The sequence below is a fragment of the Rhizobium sp. HT1-10 genome (assembly GCF_049472505.1).
Lineage (GTDB): Bacteria > Pseudomonadota > Alphaproteobacteria > Rhizobiales > Rhizobiaceae > Rhizobium.
On the sequence record NZ_JBCEBQ010000001.1, the window covers coordinates 899,467 to 918,346 of the forward strand.

20 protein-coding genes are annotated in these 18,880 nt (G+C 62.2%); 12 read left to right on the forward strand and 8 right to left on the reverse strand.

Annotation, left to right across the window (positions count from 1 at the left end):
- The first annotated feature begins 61 nt into the window (after window positions 1-61).
- The 4 genes from gatA to VH564_RS04520 all read left to right on the forward strand — a co-directional run bounded on the left by gatA (window position 62) and on the right by VH564_RS04520 (window position 2,648).
- The gene (gene gatA / locus VH564_RS04505; protein ID WP_423338588.1) at window positions 62-1,543 is read left to right on the forward strand and encodes an Asp-tRNA(Asn)/Glu-tRNA(Gln) amidotransferase subunit GatA; all 1,482 of its coding nucleotides are present in this window, start codon (window positions 62-64) and stop codon (window positions 1,541-1,543) included.
- Window positions 1,544-1,612: 69 nt separating this feature from the next.
- Entirely contained in the window at window positions 1,613-1,801 is a 189-nt protein-coding gene (locus VH564_RS04510; RefSeq protein WP_423338589.1) for a hypothetical protein, read from the forward strand.
- A complete protein-coding gene (locus tag VH564_RS04515) occupies window positions 1,791-2,012 on the forward strand; it encodes a hypothetical protein (protein ID WP_423338590.1) in 222 nt (73 codons plus the stop codon). The genes VH564_RS04510 and VH564_RS04515 overlap by 11 nt, the downstream gene beginning before the upstream one ends.
- A gap of 126 nt (window positions 2,013-2,138) precedes the next feature.
- The gene (locus VH564_RS04520) at window positions 2,139-2,648 is read left to right on the forward strand and encodes a GNAT family N-acetyltransferase (protein ID WP_423338591.1); all 510 of its coding nucleotides are present in this window, start codon (window positions 2,139-2,141) and stop codon (window positions 2,646-2,648) included.
- A 15-nt stretch (window positions 2,649-2,663) separates the two neighbouring features.
- Here VH564_RS04520 and VH564_RS04525 read toward each other — a convergent pair whose 3' ends face one another.
- A complete protein-coding gene (locus VH564_RS04525) occupies window positions 2,664-3,098 on the reverse strand; it encodes a DUF1810 domain-containing protein (protein WP_423338747.1) in 435 nt (144 codons plus the stop codon).
- A gap of 180 nt (window positions 3,099-3,278) precedes the next feature.
- On the opposite strand from VH564_RS04525, the gene gatB reads away from it, so the two are divergent.
- From gatB to VH564_RS04555, 6 genes are all read left to right on the forward strand, one after another.
- Window positions 3,279-4,784: an Asp-tRNA(Asn)/Glu-tRNA(Gln) amidotransferase subunit GatB gene (gatB, locus tag VH564_RS04530; RefSeq protein ID WP_423338592.1), complete on the forward strand. Its 1,506-nt coding sequence runs from the start codon at window positions 3,279-3,281 to the stop codon at window positions 4,782-4,784.
- A 2-nt stretch (window positions 4,785-4,786) separates the two neighbouring features.
- Window positions 4,787-5,290, forward strand: a complete 504-nt coding sequence (locus VH564_RS04535) for a GNAT family N-acetyltransferase (protein WP_423338593.1) — start codon at window positions 4,787-4,789, stop codon at window positions 5,288-5,290.
- A 330-nt stretch (window positions 5,291-5,620) separates the two neighbouring features.
- Window positions 5,621-6,082 carry a GNAT family N-acetyltransferase gene (locus VH564_RS04540; protein ID WP_423338594.1) on the forward strand — a complete coding sequence of 154 codons (462 nt, stop codon included), beginning with the start codon at window positions 5,621-5,623 and terminating at the stop codon, window positions 6,080-6,082.
- A 108-nt stretch (window positions 6,083-6,190) separates the two neighbouring features.
- Entirely contained in the window at window positions 6,191-6,589 is a 399-nt protein-coding gene (locus VH564_RS04545) for an NADH:ubiquinone oxidoreductase subunit NDUFA12 (protein ID WP_423338595.1), read from the forward strand.
- A 124-nt stretch (window positions 6,590-6,713) separates the two neighbouring features.
- Entirely contained in the window at window positions 6,714-7,151 is a 438-nt protein-coding gene (locus VH564_RS04550; protein ID WP_423338596.1) for a DUF2155 domain-containing protein, read from the forward strand.
- 95 nt (window positions 7,152-7,246) lie between these two features.
- On the forward strand, window positions 7,247-7,690 hold the full coding sequence (locus tag VH564_RS04555; protein ID WP_423338597.1) for a hypothetical protein: 444 nt from the start codon (window positions 7,247-7,249) through the stop codon (window positions 7,688-7,690).
- A 44-nt stretch (window positions 7,691-7,734) separates the two neighbouring features.
- Here VH564_RS04555 and aat read toward each other — a convergent pair whose 3' ends face one another.
- From aat to VH564_RS04580, 5 genes are all read right to left on the reverse strand, one after another.
- The gene (gene aat, locus VH564_RS04560; RefSeq protein WP_423338598.1) at window positions 7,735-8,349 is read right to left on the reverse strand and encodes a leucyl/phenylalanyl-tRNA--protein transferase; all 615 of its coding nucleotides are present in this window, start codon (window positions 8,347-8,349) and stop codon (window positions 7,735-7,737) included.
- 6 nt (window positions 8,350-8,355) lie between these two features.
- The gene (accC, locus tag VH564_RS04565) at window positions 8,356-9,708 is read right to left on the reverse strand and encodes an acetyl-CoA carboxylase biotin carboxylase subunit (protein WP_423338599.1); all 1,353 of its coding nucleotides are present in this window, start codon (window positions 9,706-9,708) and stop codon (window positions 8,356-8,358) included.
- Between the two features lie 7 nt (window positions 9,709-9,715).
- Complete coding sequence (accB, locus tag VH564_RS04570; RefSeq protein WP_423338600.1) at window positions 9,716-10,183, reverse strand: acetyl-CoA carboxylase biotin carboxyl carrier protein; 468 nt, start codon at window positions 10,181-10,183, stop codon at window positions 9,716-9,718.
- Between the two features lie 68 nt (window positions 10,184-10,251).
- Window positions 10,252-10,404, reverse strand: a complete 153-nt coding sequence (locus VH564_RS04575) for a hypothetical protein (RefSeq protein WP_423338601.1) — start codon at window positions 10,402-10,404, stop codon at window positions 10,252-10,254.
- Window positions 10,405-10,553: 149 nt separating this feature from the next.
- The gene (locus VH564_RS04580; protein ID WP_423338602.1) at window positions 10,554-11,321 is read right to left on the reverse strand and encodes a DsbA family protein; all 768 of its coding nucleotides are present in this window, start codon (window positions 11,319-11,321) and stop codon (window positions 10,554-10,556) included.
- A 202-nt stretch (window positions 11,322-11,523) separates the two neighbouring features.
- Here VH564_RS04580 and VH564_RS04585 point away from each other — a divergent pair, with 202 nt between their 5' ends.
- Window positions 11,524-12,681: a pyridoxal phosphate-dependent aminotransferase gene (locus VH564_RS04585; protein WP_423338603.1), complete on the forward strand. Its 1,158-nt coding sequence runs from the start codon at window positions 11,524-11,526 to the stop codon at window positions 12,679-12,681.
- Between the two features lie 115 nt (window positions 12,682-12,796).
- Here the strand turns inward: VH564_RS04585 and VH564_RS04590 are convergent, their stop codons facing one another.
- On the reverse strand, window positions 12,797-13,618 hold the full coding sequence (locus VH564_RS04590; protein WP_423338604.1) for a hypothetical protein: 822 nt from the start codon (window positions 13,616-13,618) through the stop codon (window positions 12,797-12,799).
- Window positions 13,619-13,824: 206 nt separating this feature from the next.
- Here VH564_RS04590 and VH564_RS04595 point away from each other — a divergent pair, with 206 nt between their 5' ends.
- A complete protein-coding gene (locus tag VH564_RS04595) occupies window positions 13,825-15,201 on the forward strand; it encodes an amidohydrolase family protein (RefSeq protein ID WP_423338605.1) in 1,377 nt (458 codons plus the stop codon).
- 175 nt (window positions 15,202-15,376) lie between these two features.
- Here the strand turns inward: VH564_RS04595 and VH564_RS04600 are convergent, their stop codons facing one another.
- Window positions 15,377-18,331 carry an Rne/Rng family ribonuclease gene (locus VH564_RS04600; RefSeq protein ID WP_423338606.1) on the reverse strand — a complete coding sequence of 985 codons (2,955 nt, stop codon included), beginning with the start codon at window positions 18,329-18,331 and terminating at the stop codon, window positions 15,377-15,379.
- Window positions 18,332-18,880: the final 549 nt, after the last annotated feature.

Consider the following 18,880-nt stretch of genomic DNA (forward strand, 5'->3'; position numbering starts at 1 on the left):
CCTGCCGCCGCTCCGACCTCCCGACCGCCAAGCATTCCAGACCTGAAGTGATGATCCGATCATGAGCGAACTGACCAGCCTGACCATTGCCGAAGCCCGCGACAAGCTGCAGGCCAAGGACATTACCGCCACCGAGCTGGCGACGGCCTATGTCGCGGCCATCGAGGCGGCCAACGGCGCGCTCAACGCCTATGTCACGGTCACGCCCGACAAGGCGCTTGAGATGGCCAAGGCCTCCGACGCCCGCATCGCCGCAGGCTCCGCCGGTGCGCTGGAAGGAATTCCGCTCGGCATCAAGGACCTGTTCGGCACCGAGGGCGTCCATACCCAGGCCTGCAGCCACATCCTCGACGGATTCCAGCCGCGCTACGAATCGACCGTCACCCAAAACCTCTGGAACGACGGCGCCGTGATGCTCGGCAAGCTGAACATGGACGAATTCGCCATGGGTTCGTCGAACGAAAGCTCCTATTACGGCCCGGTCATCAACCCCTGGCGCGCCGAAGGCTCCAACCGGCAGCTGGTTCCCGGCGGCTCCTCCGGTGGTTCGGCTGCGGCCGTTGCGGCCCATCTCTGCGCCGGTGCCACCGCCACCGACACCGGCGGCTCCATCCGCCAGCCGGCCGCCTTCACCGGTACCGTTGGTATCAAGCCAACCTACGGCCGCTGCTCGCGCTGGGGCATCGTCGCCTTCGCCTCGTCGCTCGACCAGGCCGGACCGATCGCCCGCGACGTGCGCGATGCCGCCATCCTCCTGAAGTCGATGGCGTCGGTCGATGCCAAGGACACCACCTCGGTCGATCTCCCCGTGCCGGATTACGAAGCAGCCCTCGGAAAGTCGCTGAAGGGCATGAAGATCGGCATTCCGAACGAATACCGCGTCGACGGCATGCCCGGCGAGATCGAGACCCTTTGGCAGAAGGGCATCGCCTGGCTGAAGGATGCCGGTGCCGAGATCGTCGACATCTCGCTGCCGCACACGAAATATGCGCTGCCGGCCTACTATATCGTCGCGCCTGCCGAAGCCTCGTCGAACCTTGCCCGCTATGACGGCGTCCGCTACGGCCTGCGCGTCGATGGCAAGGACATCGTCGACATGTACGAGAAGACCCGCGCGGCCGGCTTCGGCACCGAGGTCAAGCGCCGCATCATGATCGGCACCTATGTTCTCTCGGCCGGCTACTACGACGCCTATTACTTGCAGGCCCAGAAGGTCCGTACGCTGATCAAGCGCGACTTCGAGCTGGCCTTCCACGCCGGCGTCGACGCCATCCTGACACCGGCCACGCCATCCTCGGCCTTCGGCATCGCCGACGAGGAACTGGCCGCCGATCCGGTCAAGATGTACCTCAACGACATCTTCACGGTGACGGTCAACATGGCCGGCTTGCCCGGCATTGCCGTCCCCGCCGGCCTTGACGCCAAGGGCCTGCCGCTCGGCTTGCAGCTGATCGGCAAGCCTTTCGACGAGGAAACCCTTTTCAAGACGGCGCATGTCATCGAGCAGGCCGCCGGCAAGTTCACGCCTGCCAAGTGGTGGTAAGGGGCTGATTGAGGTCTTGACGTCCCGCTTGGCGTGCAGCGCCGAGCGGAGCGGTGATATTCTCGCGGAATGGACGAGCAAACGCCGAAAGAAATTACGCTTGATCGGGTCGGTTACGACCCGTCATCGCCGACGGATTGCGAGCACGAAGCGTCGACGCGAACGGAAATCGCGGCGGCCTTGCAAGAGGCGGTCGATCATCCAGATCAACGGATGTCATTAGACGATGTCTGGAAGCGGTTCGGTCTTGAACATTAGGTTTACGCCTACCGCTTTCGCTGACCCAGACCAGATCCACGCCCAAATTGCCGCCGCCGACCGGTTCGTCGGTCGCGCTGGTCGCATCTCCGGCACGCACGAACTGTCCGTCGCCCGACTGCCGTATTTCGTCGTCTATCGGCTGGCGGCTGGAGCGGAAATCGACGTCATCACCATCAGGCCTGATGGCCGGCGAGATCCTGAACACTGACATCAGGCAGTTTCTAGCTGCCTTTAGCTATCGCTGAGCCTGAACCATCCCTTAGCCAGCTTCGCCTAGCATCTTTCAAAAACCGTCATCCAGTGCTCTACTGGTCCTATAACGCGTGGGGCGCTCATGATCCATATTCGCAATGCCCATGAGGGCGAGACTGAGATCCTGACGAATATCGGCCTGCGCGCCTGGCAGAAGGCCATGGCCGCAATTGGCGACAGCGACGTCATGATGGACGGGGCCAGGGATGCCTTCTCGAATTTCACGCGCGACTCCTGGCTGACGATCACGGTCGTCGAGAACCATGGCGTTACCTGTGGCTGGGCCGCGCGCGAAAAACTCGATGAAAACATTACGGATTTCTGGATCGATCCGGATGAACTCCGCCAGGGTCTTGGCTCGGCGCTTCTCTCCCAGATCGAACACGACGTGGCCGCGCAAGGCTTCGACACGGTGGCGTTGCAGACACATGCCGGCAATGAGGAGGCGATCGGCTTCTTCAAGGCGCATGGCTACGTGGTCCACTGGCTGTCCGTCGTCTACTCGCCGGCGCTCGACCGCGACCTGCCGACCGTCGGCCTGTCGAAGTCGCTCTTGCCGGCCGACGATGGCACCTATGGCAGCGCATTCTGATCGGCGCATGGCGCGTTACCGTCGGAGAACGGCAAGCGTCTTCTCGTCCTGCGCGCCGTCGAAAAACCGATCGAGTGCGCGGTGGAAGACCGAGCCGGCCGGGCTGACGGCGGCAAACAGCGTCAGGCTCGAGCGGAATTTCATATCGTCCGGCGATCCCAGGATGTCGTGAGCCGACCGATCTTCGACCGCGAGCATCGCCTCGACGCAGCGCAGCAGGCGGGGCCCGAGCAGCGGGTGGTCCAGATAGGTCGTCGCCTCGGCCTCGGAGCCGATGGCATAGCGCTTCGACATCGCCGAGGTGCCAAGTCCCGTCACCTGCGGAAAAACAAACCACATCCAGTGCGAGCGCTTGCGGCCAGCGGAAAGCTCGGCCAGCGCCTCTGCATAGATTCCCGCCTGCGCCTCCACGAACCGCGCGAGATCGTGAGGGTCTGTCGATGTGCTTATCCGCTCTCTCCTTCGACACTGCTCCTGTTATGTTGGGCGTATAACGCGATCCGGCAAGACGAAGGCAGGGAGAGGGCGGCAAAGCCATCAAATGCCGCTCCGAAAGCCCGAAAGCCTTGCACGCCCATGCCATTTCCTTTACCTCCACAGACACGGAATCCAGCCTTAAAAGAGCATCCCATGACCCTAGTCGACGTCCGCACGCCCGATCCGAAACGCTTCATCCCCGGCGCCACCGGCGACTGGGAAGTCGTCATCGGCATGGAGGTGCACGCCCAGGTCCTCTCCAACTCGAAACTGTTCTCCGGTGCCTCCACCGAGTTCGGCAAGCCGGCCAATTCCAATGTTTCGCTGGTCGATGCCGCCATGCCCGGCATGCTGCCCGTTATCAACGAGGAGTGCGTCGCCCAGGCGGTGCGCACCGGCCTCGGCCTGAAGGCGCAGATCAACAAGCGCTCGCTGTTCGACCGCAAGAACTATTTTTACCCCGACCTGCCGCAGGGCTACCAGATCTCGCAGTTCAAGGACCCGATCGTCGGCGAAGGCCAGATCGTCATCTCGCTCGGTCCGGACCGCCAGGGCCAGTTCGAGGACATCGAGATCGGTATCGAGCGCCTGCACCTCGAGCAGGACGCCGGCAAGTCGATGCACGACCAGCACGCCACCATGTCCTATGTCGACCTCAACCGCTCCGGCGTGGCGCTGATGGAGATCGTCTCCAAGCCCGACATGCGCTCGTCGGACGAAGCCAAGGCTTACATGACCAAGCTGCGCTCGATCGTGCGCTACCTCGGTACCTGCGACGGCAACATGGACGAGGGCTCTATGCGCGCCGACGTCAACGTGTCCGTCCGCAAGCCCGGCGGCGATTTCGGCACGCGCTGCGAGATCAAGAACGTCAACTCCATCCGCTTCATCGGCCAGGCCATCGAGTATGAAGCCCGCCGCCAGATCGCCATTCTGGAAGACGGCGGCTCGATCGACCAGGAAACCCGGCTGTTCGACGCAGCCAAGGGCGAGACACGCTCGATGCGATCCAAGGAGGACGCGCACGATTACCGCTATTTCCCCGATCCGGACCTCTTGCCGCTCGAATTTGACGACGCCTACATCGCCCATCTCGCAAAAGACCTGCCGGAACTGCCGGACGACAAGAAGGAACGGTTTGTCCGCGAACTCGGCCTGTCGGTCTACGACGCCTCGGTGCTGGTCTCGGAAAAGGCGATTGCCGATTACTATGAGGCCGTCTCCACCGGTCGCGATGGCAAGATGGCTGCCAACTGGGTCATCAACGACTTGCTCGGCGCCTTGAACAGAACCGGCAAAAGCATTGAAGAGACTCCGGTTTCCGCCATCCAGCTCGGCGGCATCATCGACCTCATCAAGTCCGAGGCCATATCAGGCAAGATCGCCAAGGATGTCTTCGAGATCATCCTCACCGAAGGCGGTGACCCCGCCGAGATCGTCGAAATCAGAGGCATGAAGCAGGTCACCGACACCGGCGCCATCGAAAAAGCCGTCGACGAGATCATCGCCGCCAACCCCGACCAGGTCGCCAAGGTGCTCGCCAAGCCGACGCTGGCCGGCTGGTTCGTCGGCCAGGTGATGAAGTCGACGGGCGGCAAGGCCAACCCGCAGGCCGTGCAGGCGCTGGTCAAGGCGAAGCTCGGTATCGTTGAGGAATAGTCATGTACTTCGTCCGCACCGCCAGCGCGCGAGATCTCGACAAGATCCGCGCACTGCTGATCGAGACTTTTCACGCGACCTACGATCCGCTCTATGGCGCAGAGAAGGTCGAGGGGCTGATTGCGAGCCTCCTGTCGCCGGCAGCCCTGAAGAAGCGGCTTGAGAAGAAGGATTCCGAGTTCGTCGTTGCCGACGATGGCAAGGAGCTCGGAGGCATCGGTTACGCGGCGCTGTCGGACGAGACGGCCAAGCTCGCGGTGCTGCACATGCTCTACGTCCGCCCCTCGGCGCAGCGCCAGGGCGTCGGCCGCGACCTTTTCGCAGAACTCGAAACCTGCTTTCCGGATGCCGACCGCATGCGGATGGACGTCGAGCCTGAAAACGCAGCAGCGATCGCGTTCGCGGAAGGGCTCGGCTTCGATCAGGTCGGGCGCAACGACAATGCCGGGCCAAAGCAATCCGGCCTTCCGGCGCTGATGTTCGAGCGGGCTCTGGCGAGCCACTGATCGGCTGAATATCTGTTCGTTTTCACCCGAGTCTCGGTGAGGCCGCATCACGTCATCCGGCGCAAGATCGCCCCCCTCTGTCACTTCGTGACATCTCCCCCACAAGGGGGGAGATTAGCTGGAGAAACATCGCCCGCCCCACAGGCATTGAAATTTCTTTGCCCTTTGGTCAGCTGGCCCGGAGGCTGCGGCTGATCTCCCCCCTTGTGGGGGAGATGTCGGCGTAGCCGACAGAGGGGGGTATCTCGCCGCAGTCTCAGGCGAGTTGAGTGCAACGCAGACGGTGCTACGAACCCGCCAACAGATGGCCAGCCACGAAGGCAGACACCCATGACAAACCTCTTTATCCGCCAAGCCCGCGAGGCCGACCTTCCCGCCCTGATCGCTCTCTTCGCCTCCGACCCGCTCGGCGGCCATGGCGACACGCTGGATGCCGAGGCTTTCCCGCGCTATCTCGCCGCCTTCAACACCATCGCTGCCTCTCCCGACCAGACCCTCTATGCCGCAGAGCTCGACGGCACGGTTGTCGGCACCTTCCAGACGATGTTCACCACCTCGCTCACCGGCCGTGGTTCGTCGTCCCTGATCATCGAGGCGGTGCAGACCCGCAACGACATGCGCGGGCAGGGGATCGGCGCAAAGATGATCGAATATTGCATTGCCGACGCCCGAAAGCGCGGTGTCCGGCTGGTGCAGCTGACCTCCAATGCCGCCCGCAAGGATGCCCACCGCTTCTACGAGCGGCTGGGCTTCAAACCGAGCCATCTGGGCTTCAAGATGGCACTGAAATGACGGCGTCCGGCGCTGGAATCGCTGGACAATAATTTTTGCAGGCGGCATAAGCTTGGGATCGAATTCTGCTCCCGCCCGCGCCCTTTTGTCGGGCACCGAGGAAAAGACATGATGAAATTCCTGCTGCTAACATTCACCTGGTGGAACGGTGCCACTGTCGGCACGCGGCTGGCCATCTGGCGTTTCGGCAAGCGCGTCGGCGAGGACGAAGCCGGCAACGTCTACTACGAGGGCGGCATGTCGTCCTATGGCCTGCGCAAGCGCTATGTCGTCTATAACGGCTACGCAGAGGCTTCCGCCATTCCACCGGGCTGGCACGGCTGGATGCACCACCGCACCGACGTGCCGCCTTCGCAGGAAACATATGTTCCGAAGGAATGGCAGAAGGCCCACAAGCCGAACCTGACCGGCACGCCGCAGGCCTACCGCCCACCGGGCTCGCTGGCTGTTTCCGGCGAACGTCCGCGCGTCACCGGCGACTACGATGCCTGGACGCCCGGCAACTGAGCGGGTCAACCGACCTGCTCTCGTCCACCCCGCGCTTTGGCCACAATTGGCGTTTAGGCGCTGTGAACCGGCCGCTCGTCCCCTGAGCCCTGCCGACAGATAAGAACGCTGGAGACTGGCGGACATGACGTTTTTCACGCGAGGCGCTTCTTTGCGTGCGGCGACCGCAGCGGTCCTCGGCCTCGGCGCCATCGCTGTTTCCGCCCCGGCAGACGCTGCCCGCATCTCCAACCCCGTCGCGGTCTTCTCCGGCCTCGACAAGATCACCGGCCGCATCACCACCTTCGACGTGTACCTGAACGAGACCGTGCAGTTCGGCGCCCTGCAGGTGACACCGAAGGCCTGCTACTCGCGAGACGACACCGAGCAGCAGAAGGTCGACGGCTTCGTCGAGGTCGACGAGATCACCCTCGACCGCCGCATTCGCCGCATCTTCACCGGCTGGATGTTCGCCGACAGCCCCGGCCTCAACGCCGTCGAGCACCCGATCTATGACGTCTGGCTGAAAGAGTGCAAACAGAAGTCCGATGTGCCGCCGCCGGATGCTGCGAAGACGAACTGAGGTCTTCCGGAAGCATCATACATCGACCACCTCTGCCTCAATTCCGGCTGACTCCGCCATGGCAATCGCTCTAAGGTTGAGCGGGGGTTCCAATTGTGAGGCAGAGCCTGTTATTTTCGCTGATCTGCGTATTCCTGCTGATGTGTACACCAGCCATGGGATTCAGCAACGACGACGCGCGTGATGCGATCCCCATTCAGTTTGCGGTGATGTTTGACCACGCGGATGCGGTCGCCGGTAGCGCCGCCTGCACTAGAGGCATGCGCTGCGAGCTGCTCCAGTCGCAGATGCCGCCGATGGAGATAACGCTGAAGATAGATCGGCAAGGAGGCGCTCTTGTCAGCGAACTCGAATTGCGATGCAGCGAAAGTTGCTCATTTTCCAGCGGCAGGCGGCGGGTGACGATCGGAAAAGAGCGCAGCTTCGAAATTTTCGTTGGCGAGGATTCGTTTATCTTGTCACCGGTCTTGCGGCCCAGATCGAGGATCGGCTGGCTATTGCTGATCTATCCCGATGGAAGGCGGAATGACGCGCCGTGAGGCCGAGGAGTCGTCGCCGGTCGGACTCCTCATCAAGAGCGCCGTCAGAAATCCACATTCGGCCGTTCCATCGCCGCCTTCAGCAGCACGGCATACTCCTCCTTCGGCACATCGATGGCGCCAAAGCTCTTCAGGTGCTCGGTGGTGAATTGCGTATCCAGCAGCGTAAACCCCTTGGCCCGCAGCCGCTCCACCAGATGCACCAGGCAAATCTTCGAGGCGTCGGTGCGGCGTGAAAACATGCTCTCGCCGAAGAAGGCTGAGCCGAGCGACACGCCGTAGAGGCCGCCAACCAGGTCGTTGCCGTCCCAGGCCTCGACCGAGTGGGTGTGACCGACGCGGTGGAGGGCGGAGTAGAGGCTGCGGATGGTCGAATTGATCCAGGTGGAGGGACGCCCAGTGGTCGCCTCGCCGCAGGCCGCGATGACGGCGTCGAAATCGTAGTCGAAGCGGATGTCGAAGGGGGATTTGCGGACGGTCTTGGCGAGGCTCTTTGAAACGTGGAAAGCGTCGAGCGGCAGGATGCCGCGCAGTTCCGGCTCGACCCAGAAGATCTCGGGATCGTCGGCGGATTCGGCCATCGGGAAGAGGCCGATGGAATAGGCCCGCAGAAGCATCTCAGGCGTCAACGCTTGAGACCTTCTGCGGGAGCCGGCCATTGGAAGTTACTCTACCGGCTTTTCCAGGTAGTGCTCCAGCCAGTGGATATCGTAATCGCCATTGGCGATATCCTGGTTGGAGACCAGATCCTGGAACAGGGGCAGGGTGGTCTTGATGCCGTCGACGACGAATTCGTCGAGGGCGCGACGCAGCCGCATCATGCATTCGACGCGGGTGCGGCCGTGGACGATCAGCTTGCCGATCAGGCTGTCGTAGTAGGGCGGGATCTTGTAGCCCTGGTAGACGCCGGAATCGATGCGCACGCCGAGGCCGCCGGGCGCGTGGAAATGCGTGATCGTGCCGGGCGACGGCACGAAGGTGCGGGCGTCCTCGGCGTTGATACGGCATTCGATGGCGTGGCCCTGGAAATGCACTTCATCCTGGGTAACCGACAGGCCACCGCCGGAGGCGACGCGGATCTGCTCGTGCACGAGGTCGATGCCGGTGATGGCTTCCGTGACGGGATGCTCGACCTGCAGACGGGTGTTCATTTCGATGAAATAGAACTCGCCGTTCTCATAGAGAAACTCGATGGTGCCGGCACCGCGATACTTCAGCTTCTTCATCGCATCGGCGCAGATCTGGCCGATCTTCATCCGCTGCTCGACGTTGAGCGCCGGCGAATTGGCTTCTTCCCAGACCTTCTGGTGACGGCGCTGCAGCGAGCAGTCGCGTTCGCCGAGATGGATGGCATTGCCTTCGCCATCGCCGAACACCTGCACCTCGATGTGGCGCGGCGTCGTCAGGTATTTTTCCATGTAGACGGCGTCGTTGCCGAAAGCGGCAAGCGATTCGGAGCGGGCCGTTGACCAGGCTTCGATGACATCGTCAGGCGAATGGGCCAGCTTCATGCCCCGTCCGCCGCCGCCGGCCGTGGCCTTGATCAGCACGGGATAGCCGATCTCGGCCGCCGTTCGGATGGCGTCGGCTTCGGTCTTCACCTCGCCGTCGGAGCCGGGGACGACCGGAATGCCGAGCTCGACAGCGGTCAGCTTGGCGGTGATCTTGTCGCCCATCAGCCGGATGTGCTCGGCGGTCGGCCCGATGAAGGTGATGCCATGGGCTTCCAGAATATCGGCGAACTTCGCGTTCTCCGACAGGAAGCCGTAGCCCGGATGCACGGCGTCGGCGCCGGTGATCTCGCAGGCGGCAACGATCTGGTGGATGTTGAGATAGCTGTCGCGGGCCTGCGGCGGGCCGATGCAGACGCTCTCGTCGGCCAGCCGCACATGCATGGCATCGGCGTCGGCGGTGGAGTGCACGGCGACGCAGGGGATGCCGAGCTCCTTGCAGGCGCGCAGCACGCGAAGGGCGATCTCGCCGCGATTGGCTATGAGGATCTTTGAAATCATGGGCATGGGCCTACTACTCGATGATGACGAGAGCTTCGCCATATTCGACCGGCCGCCCGTCTTCGATGAGGATTTCTGTCACCTTGCCGGACTTCGGCGCAGGGATCTGGTTCATCGTCTTCATGGCTTCGATGATCAGCAGCGTCTGGCCTTCCTTGACCATGGCACCGACCTCGATGAAGGCGCGGGCGCCGGGAGCCGACGCCATGTACACGGTGCCGACCATCGGCGCGGAAACGACGTTGTCGGGGTTGCGGGCGGCTACGACCGGGCCAGCAGAAACGGCGGCGGCTGATGGCGCTGCCATCTGCTGCGGCGCTGCCATCATCGGTGCCTGGACATACTGCGTCGTGCCGGCGCGGGAAACGCGAATGCGCAGATCGTCCTGCTCGACTTCGATCTCGGTGAGATCGGTCTCGTTCAGGATGTTTGCGAGATTGCGGATCAGTGCCTCGTCGATACCGGGTTTCTTGTCAGCCATGGAATTTGCCCTGTGTAATTCTTGTTATTGCGAGATTTCGGGATGGCGCGCTGCGCCGCTGTTGTCTGCTAGGCGGTCTGTTGCCGCAAACCCTTGCCTTCGCCGCTGCCAAGATCGACCGACCGCCGCAGCATCGGGATCTCGCCGCGGCAAGAGCCCGGCACAGGCACGCCGGACGCGGTAAGCGCCGGGCCGTTGAGGAGAAGAATGGTGTGCGTCATCATTGGTTCCGTCAAAGTGCAGGGCAACCTATAGACTCCCGCGCCTCCGGAGGAAAGCCCCCAAGGCACGGGTCGTGTCCCACGCGGCCGCCGGCCGCGCTTGTCCACATCTAACGGGCCGCAATTGCGGCAATTTGACGGAGAGCCGCTCAGCAGCTGGTCTTGCCGCAGGCCCTGACATTGGCGACCTTCTCGGTCAGCGCGTCGAGGCCGATGGCGCCGGAGACGGCCTCGTCGCCGATCACATAGGCCGGTGTGCCTGTCACGCCGAGGTCGGTGGCCAGCTGGTAGGTTGCCTTGATGCTGTCGGTGTTCGGGTTCGCCGCCATCTCCTTGCGCAGCGCATCTTCCTTGACGCCGAGCGTGCCGGCGACCTCGATGGCGCTGTCCTCGGTTGCTCGGCCTTCGCTCGACAGCAGCGTATGGCTGAACGCGGCGTATTTTGTTGGCGCTAAGCGGCGGAAGGCGTCAGAGACGCGCGAGGCTGCTACCGAATCCGGCCCGAGGATCGGGAATTCCTTCATCACATAGCGGATGTTCTTGTCGTTCTTCAGCAGCTTGTCGGTATCGGCCAGCGCGTGGCGGCAATAGCCGCAATTGTAATCGAAGAACTCGACGACGGTGACGTCGCCTTTCTCGTTGCCGATGTTGACGTCCGACTTGCCGTTGAAGATCTCGTCCTTGTTGTCCGAGATTGCCTTGTTTGACTGGCTGAGGCGCTGCTCTTCCTGCTTTTTTTCGAGAGCCGCCTGCACGTCGAGCATGACTTCCGGGTTGCTGATCAGGTATTCCTTGATGAAATCGCCCATTTCCTTTTTCTGGGCCTCGTCGAGCGCCAGCGCCGGCTGCGAAAAGGCAAGCGACGAGAACAGCGCGACCGCCGAAAGGCTCATCAGGGTTTTGGAAAGCAGGGCCATAGATTCCTCGTCATCTGGTCATGGGGTGATCGGCGTCGGATATCACCGGCTGGTTAACATCCGCGACGCAAAGCGGCAATTTACGGTGCGCCGGCCAATCGGCAAACAGCTAATTTCACCCGTGCAGAACAATCGCGCCATTGTGAAGACAGCAGCTTTGCGGCAATTGTCTGACCACGCAACAGTCGAGAAGGTGCTGAATTTGTTTTCCCTATCCAAGCGCAGCGAGGTCGAGCCGTTTCATGCAATGGACGTGCTGGCCGAGGCGACCAAGCGGCGCGCGGCCGGTCATCCGGTCATTTCCATGGCGGTTGGCCAGCCGTCGCACCCGACGCCGAAGGCCGCCCTCGACGCTGCCCGCCAGGCGCTGGACCATGGCCGCATCGGCTATACCGACGCGCTCGGCACGGCGGAACTGAAGCTGGCGATTGCGGGCCACTACCGGACACGCCATGGGCTTGCCATCGACCCCGCCCGCATCGCCATCACCACCGGCTCGTCGGCCGGCTTCAATCTCGCCTTCCTGGCGCTGTTCGACCCCGGCGATTGCGTCGCCATCGCAAGGCCCGGCTATCCCGCCTACCGCAACATCCTGGCCGCCCTCGGGCTGGAGGTCATTGAGGTACCCGTCAGCGCCGAAACCGCCTTCACGCTGACGCCCGAAAGCCTGGAGGCAGCCCAGGTGGCAAGCGGAAAGCGCCTCAAGGGCGTACTGCTCGCGAGCCCCGCCAACCCGACCGGGACCGTCACCGGCCGCAAGGGGCTGACGGCGCTGGCGAACTATTGCGCCGACAATGGCATCGCCTTCATCTCCGACGAGATCTACCACGGCCTGACCTTCGTCGGCGAGGAGACCAGCGCGCTGGAGATCACCGACGAGGCGATCGTCATCAACTCGTTTTCCAAGTATTATTGCATGACCGGCTGGCGGATCGGCTGGATGGTGCTGCCGGAGCGGCTGGTGCGGCCGATCGAGCGGGTTGCCCAGAGCCTCTACATCTCCGCCCCGGAACTGTCGCAGATCGCCGCCACGGCAGCGCTCGGCGCTGGTGCCGAACTCGACGTCTACAAGGCGAGCTATGCCGCAAATCGCGACTTGCTCGCCCGCCGCTTGCCGGAGATCGGCTTCTCCATCGCCTCGCCGATGGATGGCGCTTTCTACGCCTATGTCGATGTCAGCCGCTTCACCAACGACAGCATGGGCTTTGCCAGGAAGATGCTGGCGGAGATCAATGTCGCGGCGACGCCGGGCCTGGATTTCGATCCGCTTGAGGGCTTCCGCGCCATCCGCTTCTCCTATGCCGGTGCCTCGACCGAGATCGAGGAGGCGGTCGAGCGATTGGCGGCCTGGCTGAAATAGAATCTTGTTTCAACACCTTACAAAGGCTTGCGGAATCATTTCGGCAGGCCGTTGATTCAAAATGTGAGCAAGCGTTGCTAGCTGCCGCGTGGCCGTCTCTGCATTTGGCGATCGGCTAGAAGCGCAGGGAAAATCCAAGCACGGGGCCGTGCTGGACCACGTCCCAGCGAAACTTCTCGCCGGTGAAGTCTCGGGTCTCATAGTCCTGGGACAGCAGGCGGTAGCCGATCCGGGTGATCGCCGGGCGGCCGAACATCTGGCTCCGATAGCCGAGATAGGCCTGGGCATTGATCGAAAGCTTCGACCCGATATCGAAGCCGCCGATATCGGCTTCACCGGCGAGATTCCATCGCTCTGACAGGTCGCCGCTCATTCGCAGGCCGACAAAGGGATCCGTCCAGTCCGCATATTTGTCCGCCCGGCCGAAACCGGTGGCAACGTCCGCCTCGAGCTTCGTCCAGCGGACGCCGACGGTCGGCTCGATGGTGAAGCGGCGCGGCTCGCCGAAAGAGGTGTTGCCCCCGAGGAGCTGGTCATAGATCCGGTAGTAGACACCGGCAGAAACCAGGGTCGTCCTGATCTTCACGTCAATCTCGTGCTCGGCAATCGATTCGTCCTGGCTGGTCCGAACGTGCTGGGCATCGATGTAAAAACCGAAGAGGTTGTTCGTCACTTCGATGTTGCCCATCGCGGCGAGATCGAGATGCTTGAAGATATCCGAGAACGGCACGTCGACATCTGTATCGTAGCCCGCTAGCGAGGCATCGCCCTTGAGCGAGGCCGCCCAGACATAGGGGCTGACGATCAGGTTCCACTCGCGATCAGGTGTGGTGAATTGATCGACCACCGGTTCGGCTGCCGCCGCGGGCAAGGCGGTCGCCGAGATCCACAGCGCTGCTGCAGCCATGCGACGACAGGATATATAGAGCATTCCCATGATTGTTCCCCCAATCCCGTGGCAGCTGAAGTATCGCTATCAAACCATGGTTGCTAATGCAACAAATGCTAGTAGGGTGGCTTTGCAGATTGGGTTGTGGGGGGAGGCCTGCGATGCAACTACGGACCGGACGAAAATACCAGCATCACATTGATCAGTCGACCTGCGCATGCTGCGATCCAGGGCTACAGACCCTGACTGCTATGATGAATGCAGATTTGACGCGGCGCGGCTTCTTCCTCGGCGCCGGTGCGATGGTTGCAAGTTTTGGCGTCGATTTGTCAACACACGTGACGCGTGCGCAGGGTTCTGCGGCAACAGCGATCCTGATCGAAAACGTCCGCATTTTCGACGGCACGTCGTCCACCCTCTCGGCGGCTTCGAACGTGCTGGTGATCGGCAACCGCATTGCCGCCGTGTCGACATCGCCCATTGCTGTTCCAACTGAAGTCGCTCTGACACGGATATCCGGCGGCGGGCAGACGCTGATGCCGGGGTTGATCGATGCGCACACCCACATCATGTTTTCGACCATACCCCAGCTGGCCGTGCTGACCGGCGATATCGGCTTCATCAATGTCGCAGCCGTCAGGGCGGCGAACGACACGCTGATGCGCGGCTTCACTTCGATCCGCGACATGGGGGGACCCTGTTTCGGACTGAAGCGTGGCATCGATGCCGGTCTTGTTTCAGGGCCACGCATTTGGCCGTCGGGCGCCTTTATCTCCCAGACCGGCGGTCACGGAGACTTCAGGCTGCCGACCGACCTGCCGGCGCGACCGGAAGCCTACACCTACAGCGAACAGGTCGGCGGCTCAGCCATTGCCGACGATCCCGGCACCGTCCGCAAAAGAGTCCGGGAGCAGCTGGCGCTGGGGGCCTCACAGATCAAGATCATGGCAGGCGGCGGCGTGTCCTCTGCCTTCGATCCGCTTGATGTCACCCAATTCAGCCCGGAAGAAATGCAGGCGGGGGTCGGCGCCGCCGACAACTGGGGGACTTACGCGACGGTGCACGCCTATACGCCAAAGGCCGTCAGGCAGGCCGTCGAGGCAGGCGTCAAGTGCATAGAGCACGGCAATCTGCTCGATGAGCCAACCGTGGCCTTGCTGGCGGAAAAGGGCATCTGGTGGTGCATGCAGCCCTTTCTCGACGACGAGGATGCAACGCCCTTCGCCAAGGATTCGCCCAACCGCAAGAAGCAGCTGGAAATGTTCTCCGGCACCGACACCGCCTACCGGCTTGCCAGGAAACACAAGGTCAAGACCGCCTGGGGAACGGACACGCTGTTCGACGCCAAGGTCGCCGCCCGGCAGGGCGCACACCTGACGAAACTGATCCGCTGGTATGATCCGGCTGAAATCCTGAAAATGGCGACTGCAGACAACGGCGCACTGCTCGCGCTTTCGGGCCTGCGCAGTCCCTATGACGGTAAGCTCGGCGTCATCGAGAAAGACGCATTGGCCGACCTGCTGCTGGTCGACGGCAACCCACTGGAAAATCTGGCGCTGCTGGAAGATCCGCAGACGAATCTGTCTGTCATCATCAAGGATGGGCAGCCGAAGAAAAATATCTTGGCGTAAATACCGGATATTGCACTCAGTCACTGCACTGCGCGGCTAACCCGCATGGCACTTGGCTCGTCCCGAACGGCTGAGTTGCGCGAGCAGTGTCACCACCGAAGGAGGCAGATCGGCCATAAAAAAATCCGGCTGCATCGCTGCAGCCGGATCGGGTTCATTGGCCTCCGAAGATCTTTCAGAAGAAGCCGCGGCGCTGCCACCAGCCGGCTTTTTTAGGCTTGCCATCGCTGTCAGTCGCCTGGGTCGATTTGACCGCCGGCTCAGAGGAAGCGAGGTTGGATTCCCGGTTGGCGCGGGCCGGCTTCTCGGCTTCTGCAGCCGGGGCTGCTTCTGCGGTTGGAGCTGGCGTTTGTGCCGCAGGCGTCTCTGGTTCTATGGCAGCCGCAGGCGTCGTTTCGACAACGTCGGCGTCGAGAGCAGCAGGCGCTTCGGCGGCCTGTGCTTCGACGACGTCAGCCTTCGGCTTGCGGCGACTACGGCTCTTCGGCTTCACCTCTTCAGCGGCCACGGCATCGATCGCCTCAGGCTGTTCGGCAGCAGCAGCGGAAACCTCGGCAATGTCGCCTTCGGCTTCTTCGCCTGAAGCGGTAACCTCGTCCGTGCCCTCATCAGCATCCGTGCCTTCGGCAGAGCCTTCCGCGCCCTCGGCAATCAGGTTGCCATTCTCGTCGCGATTGCGGCGACCACCGCGCTTGCCACGACGGCGGCGCTTGCGCTTGCTCTGTTCGTCGCCAGAGGTTGCCGAAACGTCTTCGCCGTCGTTGCCTTCGGCAGCCGAGTTGTCGTCGCTCTCGTCTTCGTCGTCGCCTTCAGAATCGTCGCTGTCGTCGCCAGAAATTTCATTGCCGTTGGCATCCAGCGCCTGGCCTTCGCCATTGCCGTTCTTGCCCCGGCGCCGACGGCGACGCTTGCGCTTGCGGTTCGGATCGCCTTCGGAACGGGCCACGGCCTGTTCGACAGGAGCAGCCTTTTCTTCGATCTCGTCTTCTTCGTCCTCGTCGATCTCCACGGGGATGTCGTCATCCTCGTCTTCCTCGATAGCGGCGAAGTTGAACAGGGTCTCGATCTTCACCGGGTTCTCGACGGCTTCACCGCGATCGATGGCGAAGTGCTGCGCACCGACGGTCGGGTCGCTGTCGACGATGATCGACACGCCGAAGCGGTTTTCATAGTCGATGATGGTCGAGCGCTTGTGGTTAAGCAGGTAGAGCGCCGTTTCCGGCGTGCAGCGCACGGTGATGTCGTGCGTGGTGTTCTTGAGGAGATACTCCTCGATACCGCGCAGCACATGCAGCGCCACCGACGACTGCGAGCGCACCAGGCCAGTGCCGCCGCAATGGGAGCAAACCTGCGTGGTCGATTCGAGCACGGAAGCGCGGATGCGCTGGCGCGACATTTCGAGCAGGCCGAAATGCGAGATTCGGCCAACCTGAATACGGGCGCGGTCGTCCTTCAGGCATTCCTTCAGCTTCTTCTCGACAGCGCGGTTGTTGCGCTTTTCTTCCATGTCGATGAAGTCGATGACGATCAGGCCGGCCAAGTCGCGCAGGCGAAGCTGGCGGGCAACTTCTTCCGCGGCCTCGAGATTGGTCTGCAGCGCCGTGTCTTCGATCGAGTGCTCGCGGGTCGAGCGACCCGAGTTGACGTCGATGGCAACAAGCGCTTCTGTCTGGTTGAGGATCAGGTAGCCGCCGGACTTCAGCGTTACCTGCGGCTGCAGCATGCGGTCGAGCTGCGCCTCGATGCCGGAGCGCGAGAAGATCGGGTGGATGTCGCGGTAAGGCTGAACCACCTTGGCGTGGCTCGGCATCAGCATCTTCATGAAGTCTTTCGCTTCACGATAGCCGTCTTCGCCGGCGACGATGACTTCGCCGATGTCCTTGTTGTAGAGGTCGCGGATCGAGCGCTTGATCAGCGAACCTTCTTCATACACCAGCGTTGGCGCGGTCGAGGCGAGCGTCAGCGTGCGGACGTTTTCCCACAGGCGCATCAGGTATTCGAAGTCGCGCTTGACTTCGACCTTGGTGCGGTTGGCGCCGGCGGTGCGAAGGATGACGCCCATGCCCTGCGGCACTTCGAGCATCTTGGCGATTTCCTTTAGGCGCTTGCGGTCCTGCGGGCTGGTGATCTTGCGCGATATGCCGCCACCGCGCGCGGTGTTCGGCATCAGCACCGAGTAACGGCCGGCGAGCGACAGATAGGTGGTCAGCGCCGCGCCCTTGTTGCCGCGTTCTTCCTTGGCAACCTGCACCAGCAGGATCTGCCGGCGCTTGATGACTTCCTGGATGCGATACTGCTTGCGCGGACGGCGGGGCGCGCGGTCAGGCACCTCTTCCATGGCGTCTTCGGCACCAACGGATTCGATGATTTCTTCTTCATGATTGTCGTCGTCGTCATCGTCGTCGCCACGGCGGCCTGACGGGCGGACGTCTTCCGACACTTCGTCGGTCTCGACCATGGCTGCCATCGAGCCGGACGAGCCATTGTCGCTGTCGTTGGATGCGTCTGAAGCAGGGGCCTCGACATCCGACGGCGTTGCATCTTCCGCAACAACCTTCTTGGCGCGGCTACGGCGTGGCTTTGCGACCTTCTTGGCCGGCACTTCTACCTCGGCTTCCGTGACGGGCACGTCCGCCTCGGGAGCGAGCGCCTCAGCGACCGGAACGTCGACCGGCGCAGGCTCTGCAGCCGCCGCGCCAGCTTCGATCTCGACCGGGGCAGGGGTGTCGTCGGCGGCGGCAACGACGGTCTCCGGCGTCGCGACGATACCGACGTCAGGCTGTTCCTGCTCGGAAAGGTCAAAGGCGGTTTCAACGTGCTCTACGTCGTTGTCGCGGCGATGCTCTTCAGCCTCGGCGCGCAGCAGGGCCTGACGGTCGGCGAGCGGGATCTGATAGTAATCGGGATGAATTTCGGCGAAGGCCAGGAAGCCGTGCCGGTTGCCGCCGTAATCGACGAAGGCGGCCTGAAGCGAAGGCTCGACGCGGGTTACCTTCGCGAGGTAGATGTTGCCGCGAATTTGCTTCTTGTGCTCGGACTCGAAGTCGAATTCTTCTATTCGGTTGCCGCGAACAACGACAACGCGCGTCTCTTCCTCGTGAGACGCGTCGATAAGCATTTTGTCTGCCATGAAAGCTGTGCTCCTCGGCGCAGCCCTTGGGGATATGACCGACCTGTCTTCAAGACAGGCTGGATGCACTCCGCCACTGCGGCGCCGGATAATGATAGTCGCGATTGGTCTCTGCGATTGCGCAACAGCCAGACAACAACCGGGAAAACCCGGGGCCTGTACACTTTAGAAAAAAGCTGCTGCGACAACATCCGTAACCAAGCGAGATCGACAATGCCTTAGACCCTAACGGGTCCGATGAATTTGCCCTTTTTCAAAAGGGCCTTTGGTGGCTATTCCACCGATGACGTTCCCGCACGAGGCCGGAACATCAGGATCCAGTATCAGGATGGAAGCACTCAGACGGCGGACGATGGCCGGTCATGGCGCCATAGATTGGGTGGCTGCCTTTGCGGCGACTCTATCCCGTCAACACTTCTACCCTAAACTTCGTTGTATGATCGAACCGTCACAATAGCAAGGACAAAGCCAAGTGTGCCATAATAATGATGGATTCCTCGGGTGAACCCATGGCGGTCGAAGATTGTTCGATTCGGGGACAGCTTCGCG

What these genes read in the sequence shown, in the direction of transcription:
- gatA (WP_423338588.1), top strand. Translation starts at nt 62, where the DNA reads ATGAGCGAACTGACCAGCCTGACCATTGCCGAAGCCCGCGACAAGCTG.
- VH564_RS04510 (WP_423338589.1), top strand. Translation starts at nt 1,613, where the DNA reads ATGGACGAGCAAACGCCGAAAGAAATTACGCTTGATCGGGTCGGTTAC.
- VH564_RS04520 (WP_423338591.1), top strand. Translation starts at nt 2,139, where the DNA reads ATGATCCATATTCGCAATGCCCATGAGGGCGAGACTGAGATCCTGACG.
- gatB (WP_423338592.1), top strand. Translation starts at nt 3,279, where the DNA reads ATGACCCTAGTCGACGTCCGCACGCCCGATCCGAAACGCTTCATCCCC.
- VH564_RS04535 (WP_423338593.1), top strand. Translation starts at nt 4,787, where the DNA reads ATGTACTTCGTCCGCACCGCCAGCGCGCGAGATCTCGACAAGATCCGC.
- VH564_RS04540 (WP_423338594.1), top strand. Translation starts at nt 5,621, where the DNA reads ATGACAAACCTCTTTATCCGCCAAGCCCGCGAGGCCGACCTTCCCGCC.
- VH564_RS04545 (WP_423338595.1), top strand. Translation starts at nt 6,191, where the DNA reads ATGATGAAATTCCTGCTGCTAACATTCACCTGGTGGAACGGTGCCACT.
- VH564_RS04550 (WP_423338596.1), top strand. Translation starts at nt 6,714, where the DNA reads ATGACGTTTTTCACGCGAGGCGCTTCTTTGCGTGCGGCGACCGCAGCG.
- aat (WP_423338598.1), bottom strand. Translation starts at nt 8,349, where the DNA reads ATGGCCGGCTCCCGCAGAAGGTCTCAAGCGTTGACGCCTGAGATGCTT.
- accC (WP_423338599.1), bottom strand. Translation starts at nt 9,708, where the DNA reads ATGCCCATGATTTCAAAGATCCTCATAGCCAATCGCGGCGAGATCGCC.
- accB (WP_423338600.1), bottom strand. Translation starts at nt 10,183, where the DNA reads ATGGCTGACAAGAAACCCGGTATCGACGAGGCACTGATCCGCAATCTC.
- VH564_RS04575 (WP_423338601.1), bottom strand. Translation starts at nt 10,404, where the DNA reads ATGACGCACACCATTCTTCTCCTCAACGGCCCGGCGCTTACCGCGTCC.
- VH564_RS04580 (WP_423338602.1), bottom strand. Translation starts at nt 11,321, where the DNA reads ATGGCCCTGCTTTCCAAAACCCTGATGAGCCTTTCGGCGGTCGCGCTG.
- VH564_RS04590 (WP_423338604.1), bottom strand. Translation starts at nt 13,618, where the DNA reads ATGGGAATGCTCTATATATCCTGTCGTCGCATGGCTGCAGCAGCGCTG.
- VH564_RS04595 (WP_423338605.1), top strand. Translation starts at nt 13,825, where the DNA reads ATGAATGCAGATTTGACGCGGCGCGGCTTCTTCCTCGGCGCCGGTGCG.
- VH564_RS04600 (WP_423338606.1), bottom strand. Translation starts at nt 18,331, where the DNA reads ATGGCAGACAAAATGCTTATCGACGCGTCTCACGAGGAAGAGACGCGC.